The organism is Paenibacillus hodogayensis (genome assembly GCF_039536325.1).
Classification (GTDB): Bacteria; Bacillota; Bacilli; order Paenibacillales; family NBRC-103111; genus Paenibacillus_AB; species Paenibacillus_AB hodogayensis.
This window is the reverse complement of the sequence record NZ_BAAAYO010000006.1, coordinates 460902-486733: the sequence shown is the minus strand read 5'-3', so window position 1 is coordinate 486733 and position 25832 is coordinate 460902. Positions and strand designations below refer to the sequence as shown.

Below are 25832 nucleotides of genomic sequence, written 5' to 3'. Positions count from 1 at the left end.
GGCAACCATTCTTTCATAGAGGTGAACTCCGTGCAGCCGAAACAAACGATCATCCACCTGCCGGTATACCAGCCGGGCAAACCGATCGAAGCCGTTAAGCGCGAATTGGGCTTGAGCGAGGTTATCAAACTGGCATCCAACGAAAATCCGTTCGGATGTTCCCCCAAGGCGAAAGAAGCGATCGTCGCCGAACTGGAGACGGCGAGCTTATATCCCGACGGAGGAGCCGTCGAGCTTACGTCGGCGCTTGCCGGCCACTTCGGCGTGCAGCCGAACCAGATCATATTCGGTGCCGGCTCCGACGACGTCATATTGATGATTGCCCGGGCTTATCTCGTGCAAGGCGACGAGACGGTCATGGCGACGCACACGTTCCCGCAGTACAAGCATAACTGCGAGATCGAGGGCGCCGTGTCGATAGAGGTGCCGCTCAAGGACGGCAAGCACGATTTGCCGGCGATGCTGGCCCGGATCAACGACCGCACGAAAATCGTCTGGATATGCAACCCGAACAATCCGACCGGAACGGTCGTATCGCGTCAGGAATTGAACGACTTCCTCAAGCAGGTACCGGCTCACGTGCTGGTCGTGCTCGACGAAGCTTATATCGAATACAGCGAGTCCCCGGAGCTGCCGAACGGGATCGATGTGATCGCCGAGTACGACAATGTAATTACGCTGCGGACGTTCTCGAAAATATACGGTCTGGCTTCGCTGCGCATCGGTTACGGAATCGGGCATCCGGATGTGATCCATGCGATCAATCAGGTGCGCGAGCCGTTCAATACGAACCGCTTTGCTCAAGCCGCGGCCAAGGCGGCAGTAGAGGACCAGCAATTCATCGCGTTCTGCCGCGAGCAAAATGCTCAGGGCATCGCTTATTTGACAGGAGAGTTCAACCGCCTCGGCTTGGACTACTATCCGGCATACGGCAATTTCATCATGGTGGACGTCAAGCGTCCGGCAAAAGACGTCTTTGATGGTCTGCTTCGCAAAGGGCTGATCGTGCGCGGCGGTCATGCCCTCGATTTCCCGACGAAGATTCGCGTAACGGTCGGCAGCGAGACCCAGAATGCGAAGTTTATCTCCGCGCTGGAGCAAGTGCTTGGAGAAGTTGCCGCGAATGGATAAAGTCGCCGTCATCGGCGTCGGTTTGATGGGCGGATCGCTGGCGCTCTGCTTCAAAGACAAGCCGGGCATCCGTGTGGCGGGCTACGACATCAATCCGCTCGAGCTGGAGAAAAGCATGAAACGTGGCGTGATCGACGTCGCGTGCGCATCCTTGGAAGAAGCGGTGGACGGGGCGGACTTTATTTTTCTGTGCGTCCCGGTAGGACTGCTGGAGCAGTATTTGGACCGGCTGCTGCAAATCTCGCTTAAGCCGGGCTGCATCATCTCCGATGTAGGCAGCACGAAAGCGTCCATTGCGCATTACGCGGCAAGCCGAGTCCTGCCCGGCGTGTATTTTATCGGCGGCCATCCAATGGCCGGCTCGGAGAGGTCCGGGGTCGAGGCGGCAACATCGCTGCTGTACGAGAACGCCTTTTATGTGCTGACGCCGGACGAAACGACGCCGGAGGATATTTACGACCGGCTCGCGGCGCTGCTGAAGCATACGAAGGCGCATATCGTGCGGGTCGAACCGCAGCGGCACGACCGGATCGTAGGGGCGGTCAGCCATCTGCCTCACGTCATAGCCGTTGCTCTGGTCAACCAGATTGCCCGCTACAATGAGGAGGACGGTTTGTACGAGAGCTTGGCCGCAGGCGGCTTCCGAGACATAACCCGAATCGCTTCCGGACACCCATACATGTGGCGCGATATCCTGCTCAATAACCGGGACGAGCTGCTTCGTCTGCTGCGCGACTGGAATGCCGGGATAAGCAAATTCACCGATCTGCTGGAGACGAGCGACGGCGAAGGCGTGTATCGCGAGTTCGAAAGCGCGGGAGCGTTCCGCAGCAAGCTGCCCGAACGCCGCAAGGGGATGATAATCGCTCTGTACGACGTGTACGTGGACGTGCCCGACCATCCCGGCATTATCGGGCAGATCGCGACGCTGCTCGGCGATCAGCGGATCAATCTGAGCAACATTCAGATTATCGAGAGCAGAGCGGATGTTCCGGGCGTGCTCAGGCTGTCGTTCCGCAATGAAACCGATATGGATGCGGCCATCGGACTGTTGAAAAAAAGCAACTACAAGGTCCAGTTGTAGAAGCCGACTCTTCATAAAAAAATTTCAAAAAAAACGACGAAGCGGTGAAACCGTTTCGCCGTTTTTTTCGTCTATTAGGAAGTACATTAAAAAATGAATATGAGGGAAACCGTTTTCAAAAATGTGTTGACAAAATGAAAACGGATACATATAATAAAAGTACAGTATGGTTTCTCTCCACTCCTATCCGAAAATATGGCACTGTGTGCAACCACCGGTTTCGGTGGTCTTTTTTTTTGTGCAAGAAGGAATTTTCCTAGTATTTGCAGAATTGTTATAGCTTAAGGCGAAACGCTATAGGCTACCTTTTGCCTGTTTTTTCGCGTTCCGCGCAACTTTTTGCTCCCGTCATAGTAAAACTAAGTAGACTATTGGCTGGGAGCGTCACTCGGGTTAGGCAAGGAGGGGCGCTTGTAATGACCGATTCCCAGTTAATTCGGGAAATCAAGGATGGCAACGTGCAATATTACGAAGAATTGATGCGGCGTTACGAGCGCAAAATCTTGTCGTACATTTATCACATGCTGAAAAGCGCCCGCATGGATACGATGGCCGAGGATTTATGCTCGGAGACGTTTTACAAAGCGTATCGCAGCCTGCATTCTTTCCGCGAGGTCGAAGCTTCCTTCTCGACTTGGCTTTACACGATTGCCCGCAACACGGTGCTCAGCGAGCTCCGTAAAAATAAAAACGTTCACGTATCGCTGGAGGAGAACAGCGCCTTCGCATTGGCCCTGTCGGTCGCTTCGTCGGAGCATACGCCGGAGCAGGCCATGCTGCGCAATGAGAAGGTGTCCATGGTACGGGACGCTATCAACAATTTGCCGGAGAAGCAGCGTTCCGCTCTCATCCTGCGCGAGTACGACCAGATGGACTACCAGGAGATCGCCACCATTCTCGGTCAGACCGTCAGCTCGGTCAAATCGCTGCTGTTCAGAGCCAGAGCAAGCATCAAGATGCAGCTCGAGCCTTACATGGAGCCTGTCTTCAAAGAGTAGAAGGGATGAATCAGCCATGAAATGCCACGATGTTCAAGAATGGTTGGGGGCCTATTGGGATTTGCCGGAAGACGACGATCGGCGCCGAGCCGTCGATGAGCATATCGGGCAATGTCCGACGTGCCGGGAAGAATTCGAGATCTGGGAGGAAAGCACCGATCTGATTCGCAATTCTGTCGTCGGTCTCGACCGGCAGGTCGAATACGTGCCGGTGTCCGCCCAGGTCATGAACCGGATTTATGCGGACGAATCCTGGCGCATCCCGGTTCCCAACAAGCTATATGCTTTTTCTTATAAGCTGCGCCGCAATCTGACCGCTGTCGTGGCGCTTTGCATGACTTTGTTCGTGTTCGGCTTTGTGCTCTCGGCCATGGGGGTCGGAGGGGGCGAGAAGACGCCCAAATACGGTCTGAAACCGGTAGCCAGCGCTACGAACGAGGTGCACAACGTCGCCGTCAAAGCCAAAAACTTGCCGACGGCCACGGCCAGTCTGAAAGATCCTTACATGGTAACGATGGGGCCGATCCGCAGCGTTCCCGACTATATGGTCGTCGTTTCGCTGCTTGGCCTGACGGGAACGATACTGATTATGAATTGGCTCTCGCGGACAAAAGCATAGCCGTCGGACCGGACCTCTAAGCGGAGGTCCTTTTTTCAACGAGAATGCAATGGGAAGGAAGGAAAGCTTGTGACGATATTGGGGTTTATTCGGCACGGAACGACGGAATGGAACGTAGCGGGTCGTCTGCAGGGCCAGAACGATATCCCTTTGAATGAAGCGGGTAGAAGACAGGCGTACGCTCTAGGCGAGCGGCTGCTGTCGGAACGATGGGATTGCGTCGTCAGCAGCGATTTGGCGCGCGCCAAAGAAACGGCGGACATTATTGCCGGCATCGCGGGTCTCGGTCCGGTTCGGCTGGAACGAAGCTTGCGGGAGCGGACGCATGGCCGGCTGGATGGCACCACGCAGGCGGAGCGAGTCGCTGCCTGGGGGGACGACTGGCATTTGCTCGATCATGGCGTTGAAAGCAATGCCGATCTGTATGCGCGAGGAGCGGGATATTTGGACGAGCTTGCCGCCGGGCAGGCGGGCAAACGCATCCTCGTCGTGACCCACGGCGCTTTTATCGCCGTACTGCTCAACGGCATGCTGGCGCGAATGCCGGAAGGCAGCATTCAGAACACCTCGTTGACCGTCGTCGAGAAAAAGCCCGAAGGCTGGGAATGCGTATTATTTAACTGTACCGACCATTTGGTGCAAAGTCAGCGATAATTGATATAAGCCAAGCCCGCAAATTCGTCAAAAGGACGGATGTGCGGGTTTTTTCGCGTTTTGGGGCGTTTAATTTCCCAAAAAATAGCGATACTGGTTAGTAAAGCAGAGGGGGGACGCTACGATGAACTTGGCCGACATGCTTTGCTACGCCGATATCCAACAATTGAGCAGCATTGCGAACGCATATGATTGCAAATGCAACGGGCATTCCAAAAACGATTTGATCCAGTCGATCTTGTCTCAGGTGAACCGCCGCGACGTATTCGAACGGGAGTTGGGGGCGATGCCGACGGAGCATATCCGTTTTTTGAATTCGCTCGTGTTCGAGCAGCGGGATTTGTTCAGTCTCGAGGAGCTTGTCGCGAGAGCCCAGCTCTCTCATTTCGGACAGACCGGGGAGCCCGGCAATCCGCGCGAGATGATCGCCAGCTTCAAGCGGCGCGGCTGGCTGTTCAACGGCTATTCGCAGACGACGAAATATTTGTTTCAGTTCCCGCAAGATTTGAAGAAACGGTTTACCGATACGATGGCGCGTTCATTCGGCCGCGATCTCGTCTACGCGGACGATCCCGACGTATATCGGGACGAACATACGCTGATCGTCGACGATGTGTACCAGCTTCTTCATTATATATATCACAACGAAGTCGTACTGACGTCCGACGGCGCTCTTTATAAGCGTCATTTGCAGCAACTGCTCGACAGGCTTTCGGTCAAGGAGCAGCCGGCGCCCAAGGGAGGCTGGCGGTTCGGCTACGGCCGCAAGTACCGGGATTTGCCGGACCGGCTATCGTTTCTATACGACTACTGCTACTTCCACGATCTGCTGGAGGAGCGTCCGGGCGTGCTGCAACTGACCGACAAAGGGAAACAGACGGTATTGGAGGGACGGCGCGAAAATCTGGCGCAGCTGTATCGGTTTTGGCTCAAGCTGTACAAGGGACCGATTCCGAACTTGCAGTCGCTCGTGTTTTGGATCGGCAAGCTGGCAACCGATTGGGTCACGGTGCAGTCGCTGGCGGAGGTCATGTGTCCGCTTATCCGTCCATTTTACTACGACACGTCGGAATCGATCTTTGAGCGGCGCATCTTGCAGATGATGACGCATCTCGGGCTGCTGCGCTTCGGCGAAGACGGGGAGCTGGGAAGCACGATCCGGATGACAAAGCTTGGCGAGAGCGTCATGGAAGGGACGTATGTGGCCGACGAGGAGGCGATACCGCTGCAGATTGACAATCTGCCATTCCCTTGATACAATTTTCTCCATTTCCTAACAGAAACGGAGCGAACGCCAATGCTGCATCACTACAAGGAAGCTTATCCGCATATTCATCCGACGGTCTATCTGGCGGCCGGCATTCAACTGATCGGGGACGTTGCGATCGGAGAGGAGGGCTCTGTCTGGTATAACACCGTGCTGAGAGGGGATTTGGCCCCGATCCGGATCGGTCGCCGGACGAACATCCAGGACGGCTGCATCGGCCATGTGAACCAGGACCAGCCGCTCATCGTCGGCGACGAAGTGTCGGTCGGACACGGCGCCATCATCCATGGCTGCACGATAGGCAAAGGCACATTAATCGGCATGGGGGCTATCGTACTAAACGGGGCGGAAATCGGTGAATATGCTTTAATAGGGGCCGGTTCGATCGTCACCGAGAACAAGAAGATACCGGGCTATACGCTCTCGCTCGGTTCGCCGGCCAAAGTGGTGCGGGAGCTGACGGAGCAAGATTTGCAGCGAATGCAACGAACGATGGAAAGCTATGTGCGAAAAGGCAAGGAGTACAGGGGCGAGTTGTAAAGGATTCGGCCTGCTCCTTCTTCGCCTTCGACCGACGCTTTCCTACTGGGAGGGGTGCCCTTTGGAAAAAATGGACGTTTCCGGTTACGCGGCAATGCTGGGACTATTCGCGGAAATGGTGCTGGACGATGCGATACGCAAGCAGAAGGAGCAGGCGCTTTACCGGGAAATCGACAATGCCCTCGCGAGAGGGGACGAAGAGTCGTTTATTGCGCTGACGCAGCAGTGGAAGGAACTGCATTCCTGATCGACGGCGGCGACGCCTGAAACGCTTGGACGAACAAAAGACGGTGACGGACGTGCGTCTACCGTCTTTTTTTTGCGGCCCGGCAAGCCGTTAAACGGACAGGGAATCCGATTTCAAGTGCGGTTCGAGGAGAAGACGCTGCCGCAGCGTCGCTTTGCCGCCGTTTTTTTAATGCGATTGCCCAGCGCTTCGCGGCGATTTTGATCGCCTTCGCCGGGTCTTTGTGCTAAATTAAGAAGAGCGCCTTGAAGGCGTCTGAAGCGAACCGAACGACAAGGAGTGGACAAGCTTTGAAATTCAGCGATATCGAACGTGCCGATTGGGAAGGGCTGAAGCCTTATCTGGACACGTGTCTGCTGCCGGTAACCGGCTTGACGGGCTTTGAGCAGCCGTGGGAGGCGACGCAGGAGCTGGAATATTTGCGGGACATCATGGATTGCATCGAAGGGCCTTACAAAGGACGGATCGTTACTTATCCCGCTTTTCATTACGTGGAAGGCCCGGGTGCCGCTTTCATGGTCAATTCCGTGTGCCAGAAGCTGAAAGGGGCGGGATTTCGCTACGTGATTCTTATAACCGGCCAGCCGGCCGTGGAGGGCGCGCCTTATCCCGACGCGGATCTGATGCTTTGTCCGGAGGCGGCGGACGGGGAAGTGATGCAGGCCGATGCGTTCCGGACCAAGGCGGCCGAGGAAATCGGCGCCATGTGGAGGAAAGGTGCGGAGAAAGGGGCGTAATCCGCCTGTCGGAGGAGCGGCAAATTTCGGGCGTATGATTGACGGAAAAAATGTGAAGGATAAGTGCGAGACGAACTTGTGACAATTTCGTTAAATGTTGGCTCGTACGCTTCGAAACGGCTTGCAAATCCAAACTCTCCGTTCTTGACGCCCTACATGTCCTAAGCTATTATAAATAATGTCCTAGTATGCGTGCAAACAAAATTGTCGTTTTACGACGTGCGATAAATGGCATAAAAGGGGGTAGAAGACGAAATGCATGACGCTCAACACAAGCATTCTTCCGAAAAACCGATTCCGCGGCGCGAAATGTCCCGCCGTCAATTTTTATCGTATGCCCTCGGCGGAACAACTGCTTTCATGGCGGCGGGCGTCACAATTCCGATGATCCGTTTTGCTGTCGACCCGATCCTGCAACCGGCGGGCGCAGGTGAGTTCGTAAAGGTTGTGGAAGAAAGCAAGATTACGGCCGAACCGAAATCGTTCAAATTCCAGGTGCATCAGGTGGATGGCTGGTACGAGAGCGATAAGGAACTGGAAGCGTGGATCCTGAAGGATGAGAAAGGCGAGATTTACGCCTTGTCGCCGGTCTGCAAACATTTGGGCTGTACGGTCAACTGGAATGCGGATACACGGTTTCCAAACCAATTTTTTTGTCCGTGTCACGAAGCGCATTACACCAAGGAAGGCAAAAACTTGGCAGTAGCGCCCGCTCCGCTTGACGAGTACAAGATCAAAGTTGAAGGCGGATTTGTGTACCTCGGCAAAGTTCAGCCGAACCAGCACGTCACGAAATAAGGAGGCGTTACGATCAAATGTTCAAAAGCATGTACAACTGGATTGACGAGCGTCTTGATATAACCCCTTTATGGAGAGACGTTGCGGATCACGAGGTACCTGAGCACGTAAACCCGGCGCACCATTTTTCCGCGTTCGTCTATTGCTTCGGCGGGCTGACCTTCTTCTTGGTCATTATTCAAATTTTGTCGGGTATGTTTCTGACCATGTATTACGTGCCCGATATTATCAATGCCTACACGAGCGTCGACTATTTGCAGAACAAAGTCGCTTTCGGCGTTATCGTTCGGGGCATGCATCACTGGGGCGCGAGTCTCGTTATCGTCATGATGTTCCTACATACCCTGCGCGTCTTTTTCACAGGCTCGTATAAAGCGCCTCGCGAAATGAACTGGGTAGTCGGCATGCTGATCTTCTTCGTAATGCTCGGTCTTGGATTTACCGGTTACTTGCTCCCTTGGGACAATAAAGCGTATTTCGCGACCAAGGTCGGCATCGGGATCGCGACCAGCATTCCGGTTATCGGACATTACATTGGTTTATTCCTGCAAGGCGGCGAGATCGTTGGCGCCCAGACGTTGACCCGCTTCTTCGCGCTGCATGTATTCTTCTTGCCGGGGGTTCTCCTTGCACTGCTCGCAGGTCACTTCTTCATGATCCGCAAACAGGGCATTTCCGGACCACTATAATAGAAGGGAGGACGAATGCGTGGCACACGGTCATAATTCAAAAGAAAAAGTGGTTTACGTCGGCGATTCCCGCGTACGCAAGAGCGGGCCGATGATCCCTCCCGATTATTCGGCTTTTCCCGGAAAATCGGAAGTGTTTATCCCGAACTTTCTGCTTAAGGAATGGATGGTAGGTTGTGTAGCTCTTGTAGGCGTACTCGTGCTTGTCATGCAAGAGGCCGCTCCGCTCGGCTATCCGGCGGACCCGACGAACACGGCGATCATCCCGATGCCGGACTGGTACTTCCTGTTCCTGTATCAATTCCTCAAATATCCGTACGTTTCCGGCAATACGCTGAAAATTTTTATCGGTTCGATCATTATCCCGGGCATTGCGTTCGGCGGCCTTTTGCTTGCTCCGTTCCTCGATACGGGCAAGGAAAGAAGATTTTACAGACGTCCGATCGCTTCCGCCATGATGTTCGTTACGCTGATTGCCTGCATTCACTTGACGGTCGTCTCATGGACGCACTATCAAAAAGAGCTGACGGACAAAAACCTGATTCCCGAGCATATCAAGCGCGAGGAAGAAATGAAGGAAGCCAAGAATGCCGGCGGTACGTCCGGCAGCGGCGGGGCGAAGAAGCCTACAGTCGCGGCTATCGTCGCCGAGGATGATCCGGGCTATACGGTTTATCAGAAAGCGACATGCGTAACGTGTCATGCCAAGGATTTGAAAGGCAGTCCTGCGGCTCCGTCGCTTCGCGGTACTGGCGACAAGCATACCAAAGATGAGATTATGAACATTATCAAGAAAGGGCAAGCGCCGGGCATGACCGCCCAGTACGAACCCAATATTCAAAAAGGTCTGACGGCAGCGGAGCTCGATCAACTCGCAGGCTGGCTCGCCAATCAGAAGAAACAATAAAAGCATTCAGCATGGCCAAGACAAGACCTGACCGTTTCGACGGTCAGGTCTTTCGCTTCAAAGCGCCGTGCTGCGCTGCGTGCGGAGAAAGTCCGTGTCGCAAGCGCTGTCGCCGGGAGGGCTGTCCGTGTCGCTATTCGTTTGGTTTGACCGCGTTTTTCTGCATAACCGCGCGTTTCTCCTTGCCCTGTTCGTCGTCAATGTGCTGGGGACCGTCTACGGCTACGTGTGGTATTGGGATCAGATCGTCAGTACGGTTGAGACTATGTCCCCCTGGCTGGTGCTGTTCGTTCCCGATAGTCCGACCGCGAGTCTCTGGTTCACCGTATCTCTGGGCGTCTTGCTGTTCGCCCCGAAGGGGATCGGTTCGAACGGAGTCGGCTTCATAGCTGCGCTGGGAGCCATATCGTCAGTCAAATACGGTGTATGGGCGGTCGCCATGAACGCAGCTGTCGCTTATCAAGGAGAGCCGCTCGTCTGGCAGGAATGGATGCTGATCGTTTCCCATCTGGGCATGGCGGTGGAAGCGCTACTGTTTATTGGCCGCTTCCGCGTGCGGGGAGTTCATATGCTGTTCGCCCTGCTGCTGCTGTTCCTCAATGATTGGCTGGATTACCACGCCGGGATTTACCCGTGGCTTAGAGATATTTTACTCGATGATTTGGGTGCAATCGAGCTGTTCACTTGGACGATGACGCTAGTCAGCACGGCGATCGTCGCCCTTACGATCCGTTGGTCTAAAACCGGACATTCCCCCATAAGATGAGTCGAGGGGGGATGTCCGATGTTCGTTTTCGGCAATGGACGATTGGGGTGGTCCAGCCTTGCCGTACTGCTTGTTCTGCTCGTGCTGGCCGGATGCGTCAAAAAGGAGCAGTCCGTCGAGCAGGGCAATCCGGTTTCGCCGGAGCAGCTCCGGCAGGCGGCTCAACTGAACGCTGCAGCGGACGAGCTGTACCGCTATATGATGGACGGCGATATTGAAAAGGCGCGGGACAAGTTGGAGCAACTGGGCAGTAAAATGACGGAAATCCGATTCGAAGGGATGACTTCGGTCGAAGGGGTAAGCGCGTTGTCGGAAACGATCGTGCAGGCCAAGCGGGTGCTGCAGTCGGTTCATGTGACGCCTGAGGAAGGACAAGCCGCCGTTGCCAAAATCCGGCTGGCTACCGATGCGCTGACGCATGCCAACCAGCCGATGTGGCTGCAATATTATAAAGGGATGAAGGAAGCGGCCGACCAACTCGGACAAGCCGTACAGCTCAGGGACAGAGGCACTGCCGCCAAACAGCTGGAGGAGCTGCAGTTCCGCTACAATACGATACGGCCGTCGCTATTGATTAGCAGGCAGCCGTTTCAGGTCGAGAAGATGGATTCCTTGATGGCTTTTATGCGCGGACGGTTGAGCGGGGCCGAATCCGATTTGCAGCAGTTGGGCGGCGCGCTAGAGCATCTGCGGCTGACGCTGGACGAGCTGTTCCAGCGAACGGACCGATCGGCTTACGTGCCCATGGTAGAGCCGGAGGTGCCGATGGCATCGGTCGTTTTGCTGGGATCGGTCATCGTCGCTATCTTATCGTTTGCGGCATGGCGCATATTCGATTTCGAACGGAATTCGTTCGGAGGAGGCAACAGGCGCGGGGGGCGGTGAAGCCACCCGTGTCTTTTTTTGCTGCATCGCAGGGCAGACCGCGAACCGTCAGCGGCCCCGAAAGCCTTCGCCCAGCACGTCGTGCACATCGGAGATAACAATAAAAGCTTGGGGATCGATGCTTTTGACGATTCCCTTCAGCTTGCGCGTTTCCTGGCGCGCGACTACGCTGTACACGACATTTTTACCCGATTGCGAATAAGCCCCTTTTGCAGCAAACAGCGTAACGCCCCGATCCATCTCCTGCGTTATCGCCTCGGCGATCCGGTCTCCTTCATCGGATATGATGGTGAACGCTTTGGCGGAATAAGCGCCTTCCGTTATAAAGTCGATCGTCCGCGAAGCGATGAAGACGGCTACGAGCGTATACAGCACTTTTTCTTTCGGAATATAGAGCAGCGACGATCCGATCACGAGCACGTCGACGGCAAGAATGACTTGCCCTATGCTCCAGCCCCTCGTTCTGGAAAGCAAGCTGGCGATTATGTCCGTACCACCGGTCGTGCCGCCGAAGCGAAAAACGATTCCGAGGCCGATACCGAGCGTGAGACCGGCATACAAGGTAGCTAGAAAAAAATCGTGTTCCGCGCGGAACGGGACGATCCAGCCGTGGCCGATCGCTACCTCCATGAGCCGTAAAAACAGCGACAGCGTCAAAGCGCCGATTACCGTATAGAGCATCGCCGACTTGCCGATCGTTTTCCAGCCGAGCAGGAACAGCGGAACGTTCAGGGCAAGCGTCGTAATCGATATCGGCCAGTCCAAGGCATAATTGAGAAGCAGCGAGATGCCCGTGACGCCGCCCTCCATCAGCTCGTTCGGGATGACAAAATAATGGAGCGCGAATGCGTATACCGCGGTACCCAAGGCGATAGGGACCCACGATTTCAGCCCTTCCAGCCATTTGCTGCGCATGATGGTCCCCCCCGTCTGTCCGATAGACTGTCATTTGTTTCTAGTATGCCCCTCGGATAGCAAAAAAGATTTGTTTTCCGCCGCCCTTTTGCGTTAACATGTAGGATAGAACAGCGTTTCAAAGAAAGAGCCGGATAGGAGGAGTGTTCTGAGCATGCCGGAAAAATCTCTTCAAGAGATGCAGAGGGAAGTGGATGCTTACATTTCCCAATATAAAGAAGGTTATTTCAGTCCGCTCGCTATGCTCGCCCGGATGTCGGAGGAAGTCGGGGAGCTGGCTCGCGAAGTCAACCATCAGTTCGGGCCGAAACCGAAAAAGGCCGGGGAAGCGGATAATTCGATCGAGCTGGAGCTTGGCGATATTTTGTTCATTACGATCTGCTTTGCCAATTCGCTCGGCATCGACCTGACCGAGGCCCATAATGCGGTCATGCGCAAATTCCAGACCAGGGACGCCGACCGGTGGACGAAAAAGGACACCGAACAAGGCTGATCTTCATATGCTGTACCATCGGATACGCAGGGCGAATGCCGCTGCCGTACTCGGATGCAAGGAGCTTGCACCGGCTTGGCCGGTATGAGATTCGGGGCAGAGGAGGGCGACGATGGACGGCGAGGACGAAATCAAGCAAGCTTACGCTTCGATTCTGGATGCCGATTTCGAACGGGCGATCGACTGGTTCGAGCAAGCCGTTCGGGTCGATCCGGACAATGCGGACTATCACTACAAACTATCGGTCACGTACGCGCGCAGCAACCGGCTGGATAAGGCGATCAAGCACGCCAGGCTGGCTTGCAAGCTGCAAGCGGATCACGACGTATACCGGCTGCATGCCGATGCGGTAGAAGCTCGGTTGCTGGTCCGCGATGCGGGAACGCAATGGGATGACTCCAGGCAGCTGTATCGCGCCGTCGAACAACTGAAGCAGGCCGTCTGCCTCGACCCGCTTCTGACGGAAGCGTATTTGCTGCTCGCGATCGCCTATGGGGAGCAGGGGCAGTACGAGCTCGCGCTGCAGGCGGCCAAGGATGCGGTCAAGCTGGAGCCGCAGAACGCGCAGGCGAATCGGCTTGCGGGGAGATATAGAGCGAAGCTGAAGCGTTATTTGCGTTCTTAGGCGGGAGCACGGCTATTATCTTTTTCATACGCTTTAGACTACTACCGAAAAAGGGGATCACATATGGACGCTAAAATTCATGTAGCTGTAGCCGGAGCAAGCGGAAGAATGGGCAAGGAAGTCGTCAAAATGGTACTGGCAGACCCGGAGCTGCGGCTGGTGGCCGCCATTAACCGTTCGCACGAAGGAGTGGATGCGGGAACGCTAGTGGGCTTGCCCGCGTGCGGCGTTCCGATCAAAACGGATCTGGACACCGCCCTTCAAGGGGCGGACGCGCACGTGCTGGTCGATTTTACGACGCCGCAGGCCGTCCTATCGAACAGCCGAATCGCCATCGGCAGACGGGTCCGTCCGGTTATCGGGACAACGGGTCTCTCGCCGGACCAGATCGAGGAACTGGACAAGCTTTGCAAAGATAACGGCATTGGCGGCATTATAGCGCCCAACTTTTCCATCGGCGCGATCTTGATGATGAAATTTGCCGCTCAAGCGGCCAAACATATGCCTCACGTGGAAATTATCGAATACCACGGCGATCAGAAGCTGGACGCTCCGTCGGGCACTTCGATCAAGACGGCCGAGCTGATCGCCAGCAACCGGCAGGAGCTGCGCCAAGGCAATCCGCAGGAGGAAGAAACGATCGAAGGGGCCAGAGGCGGTTATTACAACGGTTTCCGGATACATAGCGTGCGCTTGCCGGGCGTCTTCGCCCAGCAGGAAGTCGTCTTCGGCGGCTTCGGGCAGACGCTGAAAATCCGTCACGATTCGTACGACCGTGCAGGCTACATGCCGGGGGTCAATCTGTCGATAAAGAAAGCGATGGAGTTGACCGGCATCGTATACGGTTTTGAGCATTTTATCGATTGACCGGGGCAAGCAACCGGGAGCGAACAGTGGAGGGATACCCGATGAATATCGCTTTAATCGCACATGACCGCAAAAAAGAGGAAATGGTCAATTTCGTGATCGCCTACGAGGAAGTGTTCAGCCATCATGAGCTGTACGCGACCGGCACCACCGGCACGAGGGTGATGGAGGCGACCAAGCTGCAAGTGCACCGCTTCATGTCCGGACCGCTCGGAGGAGACCAGCAGATCGGCGCCATGGTCGCCCGCAATGAAATGGATCTTGTCGTATTCCTGCGAGACCCGCTTATGGCCCAGCCGCACGAGCCGGATATTATCGCCTTGCTCCGCCTGTGCGATGTCCAGGGAATACCTGTCGCTACGAATATCGCTTCGGCCGAGCTGCTCGTCCGATCCTTGGACCGCGGGGAATTTGGCTGGCGGGAGCTGAAAGACAAATATAAACCGGGTGTGATGTGAATATGTCCGAATCGGTCGATATTTTAATATTCGGGGCCCATCCGGATGATGCCGAGATCGGAATGGCCGGCACGATCGCCAAGCATACGCGCTCCGGCTATCGCGTTGCCGTATGCGACCTGACGCGCGCGGAAATGTCCTCCAACGGGGATGTGGAGACGAGGCGGCAGGAAGCGGACGAAGCCGGACGCATTCTCGGCCTTGCGGCAAGATCGAATCTGGGCTTGCCCGACCGTGGATTGTATCTGACGAAGGAGAACGCCGACGCAATAACCCGGGAAATCCGCCAGCGCCGGCCGAGTATCGTCTTCGCCCCTTACTGGCAGGACAGGCACCCCGATCATGTAGCATGCAGCCGACTGGTCGAAGAGGCGGTGTTTAACGCCAAGCTGCGCCGGTACATGCCCGAATCGGAGCCGGTGACCGTGGAGCAGCTTTATTTTTACTTTATTAACGACGTCGATCGCGCCGATCTGCTCGTAGACGTAACCGAGGCGTATCCGGCCAAGACGGCCGCCTTGCGCGCCTATGCCAGCCAGTTTACGCCGGCGGCGGGAGGAAACGGCTTCGTCGCCACTCCGCTCAATCAGGACTATCTGGACCGCGTTGAGGCACGAGACCGTCTGCTTGGGCAGAAGCGGATGGTTCCTTATGCGGAAGGCTTCGTATCCAAGCAGCCGCTGATCGTCGACCTATTCTGACAACAGGGCGAATATACTGTAAAGCGTGACGCTAATTCCGCGGAACATAACGGGGGCTTTATGACAGGAGCCGCCCAGAGGCAAGCATGCCGCACAAGCGGGGAGGAAACGGAATGAGCAGCGACCGTCTGAAAATAGGAATTACATGCTACCCGTCGCTCGGGGGCTCCGGAGTCGTAGCGACGGAGCTCGGGAAATTGCTTGCGGAAAAAGGCCACGAGGTTCACTTTATTACGCACAGCGTCCCGTTTAGGCTGGGTAAATTCCACAAAAACATTTATTACCACGAGGTCGAAGTCAACGACTATTATGTGTTCAAATATCCGCCATACGACTTATCGCTGGCCAGCAAGATGGCTCAGGTGGCGAAGATGGAAAAGCTCGACCTGCTTCATGTCCATTATGCGGTGCCTCATGCCGTATGCGCCTTTCTGGCGAAGGAGATGGCGGGTTGCGACCTGAAAGTCATTACGACGCTTCACGGCACCGATATTACGGTGCTCGGCCAGGACGAGTCGCTGAGCGATCTCATTCGGCTGGCCATCGAACGCAGCGACGCGGTTACGGCGGTTTCCATGGATTTGATCCGGGAAACGCGGGACTTGCTGCATATCGACAAGCCGATCGATCTTGCCTACAATTTCGTCGACAAGCGGGTATATTACCCTCGGGATGTTTCATCGATGCGCCGGGACTACGTTCGCCCGGACGAGAAGCTGCTGCTGCATATTTCCAACTTCCGGCCGGTGAAGCGTATTAGCGACGTTGTGGACGTATTCGCGAAGGTCAACGAGCGTGTTCCGTCCAAGCTGCTGTTCGTCGGCGAAGGGCCGGAGTTGTCCAAAACGATCTGCAAGGTAAAGGAAATGGGCTTGACGGAGCGGGTGATCTTCGCCGGGAAGCAGGATGACGTAGCCCAAGTGATTTCGCTTGCGGACGTGATGCTGCTGCCTTCCGAGAAGGAAAGCTTCGGACTCGTTGCTCTGGAGGCGATGGCCTGCGGCGTACCTACCGTCGGCTCCAACGCCGGCGGCATTCCGGAACTGATCACGCACGGGGAGACCGGATTCCTGGCGCCGATCGGCGACACGGAGCAGATGGCCGAGCATGCGGTTCGGCTGCTGGAAGATGCGGAGCTGTACGAAACCGTCTCGAACGCTTGTCTGGAGAGGGCCAGGAATACGTTTTGCAACGATTTGATTACCGCGCAATACGAACAGATTTATTACCGCGTACTCGGACGCCAAGTGCCGGATATTAATCTGAACGAGATGTGCCGGGCTTGACGGGGACGTCTGAGATTGGATAAGGAAGGAGCGTGAATGATGTCGGAGTCGATGGAGCAGGAAGGCAAGGAAGTGCTGAGGCGCCTCGTCCAAGCCGGGTACGAGGCGTATTTCGTAGGCGGCTGCGTGCGGGATAAGCTGATCGGCAAGCCGCTCAAGGACATCGATATCGCCACGTCCGCCTTGCCCGAGACCGTGCTGGAGCTGTTCGAGAGGACGGTGCCGACGGGCCTTGCGCACGGTACGGTCACCGTTCTGATGGAACGCCATCCGTTCGAAGTGACGACGTTTCGGAAAGAATCGGAGTACGAGCAGTACCGCAGGCCGAAGGAAGTCGAATTTATATCCGATCTGAACGAGGATTTGCGGCGGCGGGATTTCACGATTAACGCGATGGCGCTGGCGGAGGACGGCCGTATCATCGATCCGTTCGGAGGGCAGCGGGATTTGGTCGGATGCCTTATACGCGCCGTCGGCGATCCGCTTGAGCGGTTCGGCGAGGATGCGCTGCGCATGCTGCGCGGCATCCGGTTCGCCTGCGAATACGGCTTCGGGATAGAGGACGACACGTGGGAGGCGCTGGTCGATCATGCCCCGCTTCTTGTCCACGTGGCGATGGAGCGGGTGTACGCCGAATTGACGAAAATGATCGCCGGCTCTGCGCCGGACCGGGCGATTGATCTCCTGGCGCAAAGCCGCTTGCCCGATTATTTCAAGGAGTCCGTCGGCTGGCCTTCGCTGACGCGCGGTGATACCGACCGAGCGGTATGGAGGCTGGCCGAACTTGACGATCCCGAGCTGCGCTGGACGGGGTTGCTCGCGCGGTTGGGGCTTGACGCCTCGCAAGCGAAGCAATCGTTGAAGCGGCTTACTTTTCCGGGCAAAAAATCGGAGCACATCGTCAAGCTGCTGCAGGCGGACGAATGGATGGAGCGGTCGCGCTGGCGGGAAACGGACGGCGGCGAAGCCGGTTACGATCTGATCGCCCGGGCAGCCGTCTCCTTCGGCAAGTCGATCGTCCGGGACTGGCTGACGCTGGCCGCTTGGCGGTACAAGGCGGAAACCGGTGCGCTTGCCGGCGAGCCTCATGCCGCCGCCTTCCTGAGCAACGCAAGCCTGTGGCTGGAGCGGGTGCCGGTGGAGCGTGTCCAGGATTTGGCCATTGACGGCTCCGAGCTCGTCCGCGAACTGGACAAGCCCCCCGGACCGTGGCTCGGACAGCTGCTCGGCGAGCTGCTGCTGCTGACGGCGGGGCGCCGGCTGCCGAATGAACGAGAAGCGCTTGCGGAGCAGGCGAAATTCATAGCAAAGCGGGATACATACTGATGGAACAACGACTGCTGGCCTTTTTTACGGAAAGGCCCAATGAATACTTGTCGGGAGAACAGCTAAGCGAGCAGCTTCATTGCTCGCGCACGGCGGTATGGAAGCACATTACAAGTTTGCGCGAGCAAGGCTATATTTTTGATGCCGTTCCGCGCAAAGGGTATCGGCTGGTGGGGATTCCCGACCGCTACAAGATGGCCGAGCTGCTCGCGGCGCTGCCGGCGACCGGAGCGGGCCGGACGATCAAGCTCTACGACTCGGTCGACTCGACGCAGACGATTGCGCACAAGCTTGCTCAAGAAGGGGCGGCGGAAGGAACGATTGTGCTGGCCGAGCAGCAGACGGCCGGCCGCGGCCGCATGGGGCGAAGCTGGCATTCCCCGAAGGGCAAAGGCATATGGATGAGTCTGCTGCTGCGGCCGCGCATGCCGCTGCAGTTTACCCCACAGCTTACGCTGCTGGTGGCGGTGGCGTTATGCCGCGCGATCCGCAAGCTCGAGCCGCTGCCAGTCGGCATCAAGTGGCCGAACGATTTGCTGATCGAGGGCAAGAAGATCACCGGCATTTTGCTCGAATCGAGCGCCGAGGATGAGCGGCTTCATTATGTCATCGTCGGAATCGGCATAAGCGTGAACCTCGAGACCGGGGATTATCCGGAAACGCTCCGCTCTGTCGCCACGTCCCTGCGCATCGCTTCCGGCAGAGAATGGAGTCGGACCGGGCTGATCGCCGCTTTCCTCGAGCAGTTCGAGACGTTGTACAAGCTGTATCATGACGAGGGCTTCGAGCCGATTCGCGCATCCTGGGAGGCGCTGTCGGTATCGCTCGGCAAGACGATTCGCGCCCGCACGCCCAAAGGCGAAGTGGAGGGAGTCGCGGAGTCGATTGACGAGATGGGTGCTCTCCGCCTTCGCACGCCTGACGGCAAGGTGACGAAGCTGTATTCTGCGGAAATTTGACGAAAAAAGATGACGATCCGGTGAACGGCTGGTATAATGGGAAGGAAGAGGCGGTATCCTAGCTGGAACTGCACTCTCGAAACCGTTTTGCCCGATGAAACGATGTCTTGCCAGGAGGTACGGTGGTACTTCCATCCTGCGTGCAAGACATGCAAGTCCAGTACATTCTGCTCTGAGCCGAAAAGGACCGAGACGGAAAACTGATCTGACGATTCGTTTCCTGTTGCATTCAGCTCCTTTTGGCTTGCGCCAAAAGGTTTTTTTGCGTCCACAGACCGGTTCGGGGCCACTTTGAAGGAAGCGGGTGTTGAAGATGGAACCGAAAAAACTGAGCACGACCCGAATGAAAAAGATGAAAGCGGATGGCGTGCCAATCTCGATGGTGACCGCTTACGACTATCCTTCGGCGAAGCTTGCCGAGGAGGCCGGCGTGGACGTCATCCTGGTCGGCGATTCACTCGGCAACGTCGTACAGGGCCAGCAATCGACGCTGCCGGTCACGCTGGACGACATCATTTATCATACGAAGATGGTGACGCGCGCGGCTACCGGCACGTTCGTCGTGGCCGACATGCCGTTCATGACGTACCATGGATCCATCGACCAATCGCTAGCCGGCATCGGCAGGCTGATGCGGGAAGGATTGTGCCAGGCAGTGAAGATGGAGGGCGGCGCGGAAATCGCCCATACGGTCGAAGCGAGCGTGAGGGCTGGCGTTCCGGTCGTCGGACACCTCGGGCTGACGCCGCAATCGGTGTATCAGATCGGCGGCTACAAGGTGCAAGGCAAAAACAACGAGCAAGCCCGCAAGCTGCTGGATGACGCTAAAGCGCTGGAACAGGCCGGAGCGTTCGCCATCGTGCTGGAGCTGACAACCGACGAGCTGTCCGCAGAGATCACCAGGCAGCTGTCCATTCCGACGATCGGAATCGGGGCTGGGCCGAATTGCGACGGGCAGGTACTCGTTTTCCACGACCTGCTTCAATACTCGTCCCCGGCGTATCCAAAAAAAATGGTTAAAACATACGCCAACATTGGAGACTCTATACGTAATGGCATCGCCGAGTATGTAAAAGAAGTCAAAAACCGCAGCTTCCCGGCGCAGGAGCATACGTTCCATGCCGACTTGGAAATTGCCGGACAATTGTACGGCAGCAAGCCGTCTGACGAATAATGGAGCGAACGGGGATGGAGAAAGCCGTATGAAGACCGTAGAAACGATTCAGGATATACGCCTGGCCTTGAAAGAAGCCCGCCGCGAGACGCTTCACGGCAAGCCGGAATGTACCGTCGGTTTCGTGCCGACGATGGGCTATTTGCACCAAGGACACCAAAGTTTGATCGAACGGGCGCGCAAAGAATGCGATATTGTCGTTCTGAGCATCTTCGTTAACCCGCTGCAGTTCGGGCCCAACGAAGATTTCGAGCGCTATCCGCGCGATAGGGAACGCGACCTCCGGCTTGCTTCGGAGGCCGGGGCCGATTTGGTATTTATGCCTGGTGTGACGGATATGTACCCGACTCCGATTCGAACCAAAGTGATTGTGTCGAATATTACCGAGGTGTTGTGCGGTTCGTCTCGTCCTGGGCATTTTGACGGCGTAGCCACTGTGGTGACGAAGCTGTTTCAGATCGTTCAGCCGGATAAAGCTTACTTCGGCATGAAAGATGCCCAGCAAATCGCGGTCATCGAGCAGTTCGTGGCGGATCTGAACGTTCCGGTAACGATCGTGCGCTGCGAGACGCTGCGGGAAGCGGACGGCTTGGCGATGAGCTCGCGCAACGTGTATTTGAACGAAGAGGAGCGCAAGCAGGCGGTTATTTTATCCGCTACGCTCGGACGGATCGACGGGTGGCTGACCGAGGAAGGCATGACGGTCGACCGGCTGAACGGACGAATCCGCGACCATATCGAGTCCGCGCCGCTGGCCCGGATCGACTATGCCGAAATCCGCACGTATCCGGGACTCGACTCCGTCGTCTCGATGGAGCAGTGGAACGGTTCGCAGCCGATTCTTGTCGCCCTGGCCGTCCGGTTCGGCAAAACCCGCTTGATCGACAATCGCATTTTTTTTCCTGAAGGAGGGGAACCGGCATGTTCTTGACCATGATGAAATCGAAAATTCACCGCGCCACCGTCACGGAGGCGAACCTGAACTATATAGGCAGCATAACGATCGACGAAGATCTGATGGATTTGGTTGAACTTTTACCTAATGAAAAAGTGCAGGTTGTAGATAATAACAACGGAGCGCGTCTCGAAACGTACGTCATTCCCGGCCCCCGGGGCTCCGGCGTTATTTGTCTGAACGGCGCCGCCGCACGCCTCGTTCACCCGGGCGATACCGTCATTATTATTTCTTACGCAATGATGACGCGCGAAGAGGCCCAAACGTACAAGCCGCGAATCGCCATCATGGGAGCCGACAACAAGGTCATCGACACGCTGAACGTCGAGACCCATTCCACAGTGATGTAACAGCACCGCGATTTCTCAGCCAAGGTGGGATCAGGTCATGTTGAAGCAGTTGTTCGCCACGATGAACGACGCGTTGGAGGATATCGTCCGTCTTTATCCGACGGCCGATGTCCAAGGGAAGCAGGATCTGCACAAGAAGCTGGACGTGTTGAAGTCGATGAGCGATTCGTTTATCGAGCATTGGCTGCATTTTGAAGAAAAGCTTTCCCGATTTCTGGAGTCCATGCCGCAGGCCGATAACGGCGAACAAGCGATTCCCGGCGAAACCGCCGTTCCAAACGCGGCAAGCGAAGCGGCACCGGCCCAGGAGCCGAGCTTGGAGCTGGACGAGGCGTCGGAGACGTTCAAGAAAGGGCAGGGCTATTTCCAACTGCTGATGTACGACAACGCCATTCGGGAATTCGCCAAGGCGGTTGAGCAGCAGCCCGATTTTCTGCTTGCGCGGCTGTACTTGGCCATGGGGCATATGCGGCTCGGCAATGATGTTGAAGCGTATCGGCATTTCCGATTGATTACGTCGATGACCGAGCAGCATCAAATGAAAGCTATCTCCTACAATGCCATGGGCTGCATTCAGGCCAAAAACGCCAATATGGAGCAGGCCCAGCAGCTGTTCAAGCTGGCTTACACGGCCGATCCAAGCAGCGTGGAACCGATGATCAACATGGGCATTTGCATGTCCCAGAACGGCTCCGTGAAGCTGTCGGGACCCGGATTTATTCATTAATGGCAAGACGAACCGGCCGGCAGGCAAACAAACATTCGGAAATCTTTCCTTCCCTTTTCGCCGCCTAATTTGGTATGCTAGAGAGGGAATCGTGAAGAAGGGATTGAAGAGAAGCCGGATGAGATATGCGGTAATCGATTTTGAAACGACTGGAGACCAACCTTCCGATGATATCATACAGGTTGGTCTTGTTGTTATAGAGGACGGAGCCATAAGCCGGCGGTATGCGTCCCTGGTCAAGCCCAATAAGGCTATACCCGAATTTATCGTACAACTGACAGGTATTACGGACGCCATGGTGGCGGACGCTCCGGCGCTGGAGGACGTGCTGTCCGACATGCTGCCGCTGCTGGCCGACAGCGCCCTGGTGGCGCATAATGCCGGTTTTGACCATATGTTTTTGCGCTACGCTTGCGAAAGAAGCGGTTATTTGCCGTTCGACGGCCGGGTACTGGATACGATTCCGGTGCTGCGGGTGCTGTTCCCCGGCTTGACCAGCCTGCAGCTGTCGATGGTCAGCGCGGCGTTCGGCCTGGAGCACGACCGTCCGCACCAAGCGGACAGCGACGCGGAAGCGACGGCCTTGATCTGGATCCGCTGCCTGGAGCGTTTCGACGAACTGCCGCTGATGACGGTGCAAAAAATCGCCCAATTGTTCGAAAGCGATCCCGGCGATCTCGGCTGGTTTTTTCAGGAAATGCGTCTGTATAAAGAGCAGCAGTCCGTGATCGATCCGGATACCGAACGCTACTTCCGGCAATACGTATTGAACGTCGGCGACTGGGATCAGGAGAAGCCCGCGCGGTCGGAGAAGGAAGACGAGACGATCGGCAAGTCCGAAACGTTCGATTCGTTCTACGGAAAAATCCGCGAAAATTTGCGCGAGCGATTCGAGCATTTCGAGGAACGAGAAGCGCAGCAGCAGATGATTATGGAAGTGGAGAGCGCCTTCGACGCCGGACGTCACCTGATGGTCGAAGCCGGAACGGGAACGGGCAAATCGCTCGGTTATTTGATTCCTTCGCTTTACTACGGAATCAAGGAAGACAAGAAGGTGATCGTCAGCACGCATACGATCAATCTGCAGGAGCAGCTTCGCGGACGCGATATCCCGCTGCTTCAGGACATTTTTCCGGTGCCGTTCCGCGCGGCGGTGCTGAAGGGGCGCAGCCATTATTTGTGCCTCCGCAAGTTTGAACAGAAGCTGTATAACCGGGACTTCGCCAGCGAGAAGGACGACCGGATCAGTGCGGCCCAGATGGTCGTATGGCTGAGCGAGACGAAGCACGGGGACGACGAGGAGCTGTATTTCGCGAATAGAGGGGCCGAGTTTTGGCAAACGGTCGCAAGCGATACGGACTCGTGTCTGAACCGGATGTGCCCTTGGTTCAAAAAATGCTTCTATCACCGGGCGCGCAACGAAGCGAATATAGCCGACGTCGTCATTACGAACCATTCGCTGCTGTTCACCGATATTCAGGCGGAAAACCGGCTGCTGCCCGCATACAAGCAGCTGGTCATCGACGAAGCTCACCATTTCGAGGAGGTCGCGAGCAAGCATCTGGGCATGGACCTGCATTACGGCTCCATGGTCAATACGCTGCTGTGGCTGTATAAGGATGCTCGGAGCGGGCAGCTGCCGTCCTTGCAGTTCAGGCTGGAGCGGGGCTCGGAGCAGAAAGCCGCGGAATGGAATGCGGCGATCGAATCGGTCTATCCCCGTCTGGCCCGCATCAAGGAAGAATGGGACAAGCTGACGGAGCTTCTGTTCCTGCTCATCGGCGAGCGGATGGACGTGTCGTCGGGGGAAACGGGGCAGGCCGTGCTGCGGCTAAAACCGGATTCGCTGCCGAAGTCGTGGAGCTCTCTGCAAGTGATCGAAGAAAATATTTATTTGGAAATAACGGAAACGGCGAAAAAGCTGGACCGGCTGGTGTCCGAGCTGAAGGAGGAAACCGACGAGTTTTCGACGAGCAGCGTCCTCACCGACTTGTCCGGCTCGGTCAAGCAGCTTGTCCGCCATCGCGACGTATTGCGGTTTTGCATGCGCATGCCGGAGGCGGAGCACGTCTATTGGCTGGAGGCTTCGCCTTACTACAAGAGCAAGTCGGTACAGCTGTTCGCCGTTCCGCTCGATGTCAGTCAATTGCTGAAGCAGCATTTCTTCGATACGAAGGACAGCGTCGTGCTGACGTCGGCTACGCTGACGGTGAACAAATCGTTCCAGTACAGCGCCTCGCAGCTCGGCCTGCAGCCGTTGTCCGACGAGGAGAAGGTAAAGACGGTACAGCTGCCTTCGCCGTTCCAATACCGTCAGCAGGCGCTGGTATTGATTCCGCGCGACTTCCCGAGCGTGAAAGGAGCGACAGCCGACGCGGCTTTCCTCGAGGCGCTGGCCGGCTCTCTGGCCGACGTGGCTGTGGAGACGAAAGGCCGGATGCTCGTTCTATTCACTTCGCACCGTATGCTGAAGCAGATTCACCCGGAGCTGAAGGAGCGGCTGAAACCGCATGCGATTCACGTGCTCGGACAAGGCGTGGACAGCGGCAACCGCAGCAAGCTGATCCGTATGTTCCGTTCTCATTCAGCCAGCGTTCTGCTTGGCACCAGCAGCTTCTGGGAAGGCGTGGACATTCCCGGAGAGGCGCTGACGTGTCTGGCGATCATCCGGCTCCCTTTCCAACCGCCGAATCATCCGCTCGTCGAAGCGAAGAACGAGCAGGTCAAGAAGAACAACCAGAATCCGTTCACCGCTTTGTCCGTACCGCAGGCGGTTATCCGCTTCAAGCAGGGCTTCGGACGGCTTGTACGGACCGCCCAGGACCGCGGAGTCGTTATTATTTACGATACCCGCGTGTTGGAGACGTCGTACGGCCGCAACTTTCTGTATTCGCTCCCGGGACCGAAGATCGAGCATATGAATACGCAGCACCTGGTTTCGAGAATATCCGATTGGATGGGAGGGGAGAACGGATGAAAACGCCCAAAATATCCGAAGCCGTCGTTCGCCGCCTTCCGGTATATTTACGTTACTTGAACGAGCTTTCCCGGCGCAACGTGCATATGGTGTCGTCGCAGGATTTGGGGCAGAAGCTCGATCTGAATCCGGCGCAGATCCGTAAGGATCTGGCTTATTTCGGCGAATTCGGCAAAAAGGGAATCGGCTACGACGTCGCATATCTGATCGAGAAAATTCGCCAAATCCTCAAGCTCGACCAGATCATTCCGGTCGCGCTGGTCGGCGCCGGCAATCTCGGACGGGCGCTCTGCAATTACAACGCTTATTTGAAGGACAATATGAAGATCGTCGCCGTGTTCGACAGTTTTCCGGACAAAATCGGGGTGCAGATCAATAACTTGACCGTGCTGCCGATGACCGAGCTGACCGAGACGATCCGCGAGCATAAGGTGCGCATCGGCATCATTACGGTTCCCGCCTTCGAGGCCCAACTGGTGGCAAACCAATTCGTCGAAGCCGGCGTGGAAGCGATTCTGAACTTTGCGCCGGTCATCATCAAGGTGCCGCCCGATATCCGCGTGCATCATGCCGATTTTACGACCGAGCTGATGAGTCTGGCCTATTACTTGGACCATCCGTAATCGGTCGAGACATCCGACGACTCCTGAACGCGCCCGCCGCGTCAGGGGTCATTTTTTCGTTAAGGATTGGACAA

General features: G+C 56.3%; 29 protein-coding genes. 28 read left to right on the top strand and 1 reads right to left on the bottom strand.

Features of this window, described 5'->3' with window-relative positions; genetic code table 11:
- The first annotated feature begins 30 nt into the window (after window positions 1–30).
- The 14 genes from hisC (at window position 31) to ABD796_RS13245 (ending at window position 11322) form a co-directional block, all read left to right on the top strand.
- Window positions 31–1131, top strand: a complete 1101-nt coding sequence (hisC, locus tag ABD796_RS13310; protein ID WP_344908576.1) for a histidinol-phosphate transaminase — start codon at window positions 31–33, stop codon at window positions 1129–1131.
- Window positions 1124–2215: a prephenate dehydrogenase gene (locus tag ABD796_RS13305; RefSeq protein ID WP_344908574.1), complete on the top strand. Its 1092-nt coding sequence runs from the start codon at window positions 1124–1126 to the stop codon at window positions 2213–2215. The genes hisC and ABD796_RS13305 overlap by 8 nt, the downstream gene beginning before the upstream one ends.
- 416 nt (window positions 2216–2631) lie before the next feature.
- Complete coding sequence (locus tag ABD796_RS13300) at window positions 2632–3213, top strand: RNA polymerase sigma factor (RefSeq protein ID WP_344908573.1); 582 nt, start codon at window positions 2632–2634, stop codon at window positions 3211–3213.
- Window positions 3214–3229: 16 nt separating this feature from the next.
- Window positions 3230–3832 carry an anti-sigma factor family protein gene (locus ABD796_RS13295; protein ID WP_344908571.1) on the top strand — a complete coding sequence of 201 codons (603 nt, stop codon included), beginning with the start codon at window positions 3230–3232 and terminating at the stop codon, window positions 3830–3832.
- Between the two features lie 69 nt (window positions 3833–3901).
- A complete protein-coding gene (locus ABD796_RS13290) occupies window positions 3902–4486 on the top strand; it encodes a histidine phosphatase family protein (RefSeq protein ID WP_344908569.1) in 585 nt (194 codons plus the stop codon).
- A gap of 124 nt (window positions 4487–4610) precedes the next feature.
- The gene (locus tag ABD796_RS13285) at window positions 4611–5741 is read left to right on the top strand and encodes a hypothetical protein (RefSeq protein WP_344908568.1); all 1131 of its coding nucleotides are present in this window, start codon (window positions 4611–4613) and stop codon (window positions 5739–5741) included.
- Window positions 5742–5783: 42 nt separating this feature from the next.
- Window positions 5784–6293 (top strand): gamma carbonic anhydrase family protein, encoded by a 510-nt coding sequence (locus tag ABD796_RS13280; RefSeq protein WP_344908566.1) that lies wholly within the window; start codon window positions 5784–5786, stop codon window positions 6291–6293.
- A gap of 70 nt (window positions 6294–6363) precedes the next feature.
- On the top strand, window positions 6364–6540 hold the full coding sequence (locus ABD796_RS13275) for an IDEAL domain-containing protein (protein WP_379120388.1): 177 nt from the start codon (window positions 6364–6366) through the stop codon (window positions 6538–6540).
- A 290-nt stretch (window positions 6541–6830) separates the two neighbouring features.
- Window positions 6831–7277, top strand: coding sequence for a DUF2487 family protein (locus ABD796_RS13270; RefSeq protein WP_344908562.1), 447 nt, complete (start codon window positions 6831–6833; stop codon window positions 7275–7277).
- 255 nt (window positions 7278–7532) lie between these two features.
- The gene (locus ABD796_RS13265) at window positions 7533–8075 is read left to right on the top strand and encodes a Rieske (2Fe-2S) protein (protein WP_344908561.1); all 543 of its coding nucleotides are present in this window, start codon (window positions 7533–7535) and stop codon (window positions 8073–8075) included.
- A 17-nt stretch (window positions 8076–8092) separates the two neighbouring features.
- The gene (gene qcrB, locus ABD796_RS13260; protein WP_344908559.1) at window positions 8093–8764 is read left to right on the top strand and encodes a menaquinol-cytochrome c reductase cytochrome b subunit; all 672 of its coding nucleotides are present in this window, start codon (window positions 8093–8095) and stop codon (window positions 8762–8764) included.
- Window positions 8765–8783: 19 nt separating this feature from the next.
- Window positions 8784–9671, top strand: a complete 888-nt coding sequence (locus ABD796_RS13255) for a c-type cytochrome (protein WP_344908557.1) — start codon at window positions 8784–8786, stop codon at window positions 9669–9671.
- Window positions 9672–9765: 94 nt separating this feature from the next.
- The gene (locus tag ABD796_RS13250; protein WP_344908556.1) at window positions 9766–10437 is read left to right on the top strand and encodes a DUF1405 domain-containing protein; all 672 of its coding nucleotides are present in this window, start codon (window positions 9766–9768) and stop codon (window positions 10435–10437) included.
- 18 nt (window positions 10438–10455) lie between these two features.
- Window positions 10456–11322 (top strand): sporulation protein YpjB, encoded by an 867-nt coding sequence (locus ABD796_RS13245; protein WP_344908554.1) that lies wholly within the window; start codon window positions 10456–10458, stop codon window positions 11320–11322.
- 48 nt (window positions 11323–11370) lie between these two features.
- Here ABD796_RS13245 and ABD796_RS13240 read toward each other — a convergent pair whose 3' ends face one another.
- The gene (locus ABD796_RS13240; protein ID WP_344908552.1) at window positions 11371–12237 is read right to left on the bottom strand and encodes a YitT family protein; all 867 of its coding nucleotides are present in this window, start codon (window positions 12235–12237) and stop codon (window positions 11371–11373) included.
- 154 nt (window positions 12238–12391) lie between these two features.
- On the opposite strand from ABD796_RS13240, the gene ABD796_RS13235 reads away from it, so the two are divergent.
- The 14 genes from ABD796_RS13235 to ABD796_RS13170 all read left to right on the top strand — a co-directional run bounded on the left by ABD796_RS13235 (window position 12392) and on the right by ABD796_RS13170 (window position 25758).
- Window positions 12392–12730, top strand: a complete 339-nt coding sequence (locus tag ABD796_RS13235; RefSeq protein ID WP_344908551.1) for a nucleotide pyrophosphohydrolase — start codon at window positions 12392–12394, stop codon at window positions 12728–12730.
- Between the two features lie 112 nt (window positions 12731–12842).
- On the top strand, window positions 12843–13355 hold the full coding sequence (locus tag ABD796_RS13230; RefSeq protein WP_344908549.1) for a tetratricopeptide repeat protein: 513 nt from the start codon (window positions 12843–12845) through the stop codon (window positions 13353–13355).
- Between the two features lie 63 nt (window positions 13356–13418).
- Entirely contained in the window at window positions 13419–14222 is an 804-nt protein-coding gene (gene dapB, locus ABD796_RS13225; protein WP_344908547.1) for a 4-hydroxy-tetrahydrodipicolinate reductase, read from the top strand.
- Window positions 14223–14263: 41 nt separating this feature from the next.
- Window positions 14264–14680, top strand: coding sequence for a methylglyoxal synthase (locus ABD796_RS13220; RefSeq protein ID WP_344908545.1), 417 nt, complete (start codon window positions 14264–14266; stop codon window positions 14678–14680).
- A gap of 2 nt (window positions 14681–14682) precedes the next feature.
- Window positions 14683–15381: a bacillithiol biosynthesis deacetylase BshB1 gene (gene bshB1, locus ABD796_RS13215; protein ID WP_344908543.1), complete on the top strand. Its 699-nt coding sequence runs from the start codon at window positions 14683–14685 to the stop codon at window positions 15379–15381.
- Window positions 15382–15494: 113 nt separating this feature from the next.
- Window positions 15495–16667, top strand: coding sequence for an N-acetyl-alpha-D-glucosaminyl L-malate synthase BshA (gene bshA, locus ABD796_RS13210; RefSeq protein ID WP_344908541.1), 1173 nt, complete (start codon window positions 15495–15497; stop codon window positions 16665–16667).
- Window positions 16668–16703: 36 nt separating this feature from the next.
- Window positions 16704–17993: a CCA tRNA nucleotidyltransferase gene (locus ABD796_RS13205; RefSeq protein WP_344908539.1), complete on the top strand. Its 1290-nt coding sequence runs from the start codon at window positions 16704–16706 to the stop codon at window positions 17991–17993.
- The gene (locus tag ABD796_RS13200) at window positions 17993–18952 is read left to right on the top strand and encodes a biotin--[acetyl-CoA-carboxylase] ligase (RefSeq protein ID WP_344908537.1); all 960 of its coding nucleotides are present in this window, start codon (window positions 17993–17995) and stop codon (window positions 18950–18952) included. The genes ABD796_RS13205 and ABD796_RS13200 overlap by 1 nt, the downstream gene beginning before the upstream one ends.
- A 313-nt stretch (window positions 18953–19265) precedes the next feature.
- On the top strand, window positions 19266–20126 hold the full coding sequence (gene panB / locus ABD796_RS13195) for a 3-methyl-2-oxobutanoate hydroxymethyltransferase (RefSeq protein WP_344908535.1): 861 nt from the start codon (window positions 19266–19268) through the stop codon (window positions 20124–20126).
- 28 nt (window positions 20127–20154) lie between these two features.
- A complete protein-coding gene (gene panC, locus ABD796_RS13190) occupies window positions 20155–21057 on the top strand; it encodes a pantoate--beta-alanine ligase (RefSeq protein WP_344908950.1) in 903 nt (300 codons plus the stop codon).
- A complete protein-coding gene (gene panD, locus ABD796_RS13185) occupies window positions 21048–21431 on the top strand; it encodes an aspartate 1-decarboxylase (RefSeq protein WP_344908533.1) in 384 nt (127 codons plus the stop codon). Before panC ends, panD begins: the two co-directional genes overlap by 10 nt.
- A gap of 37 nt (window positions 21432–21468) precedes the next feature.
- Complete coding sequence (locus ABD796_RS13180; protein WP_344908532.1) at window positions 21469–22158, top strand: tetratricopeptide repeat protein; 690 nt, start codon at window positions 21469–21471, stop codon at window positions 22156–22158.
- A gap of 118 nt (window positions 22159–22276) precedes the next feature.
- Window positions 22277–25135 carry an ATP-dependent DNA helicase DinG gene (gene dinG, locus ABD796_RS13175; RefSeq protein ID WP_344908531.1) on the top strand — a complete coding sequence of 953 codons (2859 nt, stop codon included), beginning with the start codon at window positions 22277–22279 and terminating at the stop codon, window positions 25133–25135.
- Window positions 25132–25758: a redox-sensing transcriptional repressor Rex gene (locus ABD796_RS13170; RefSeq protein ID WP_344908530.1), complete on the top strand. Its 627-nt coding sequence runs from the start codon at window positions 25132–25134 to the stop codon at window positions 25756–25758. Before dinG ends, ABD796_RS13170 begins: the two co-directional genes overlap by 4 nt.
- Window positions 25759–25832 lie beyond the last annotated feature (74 nt).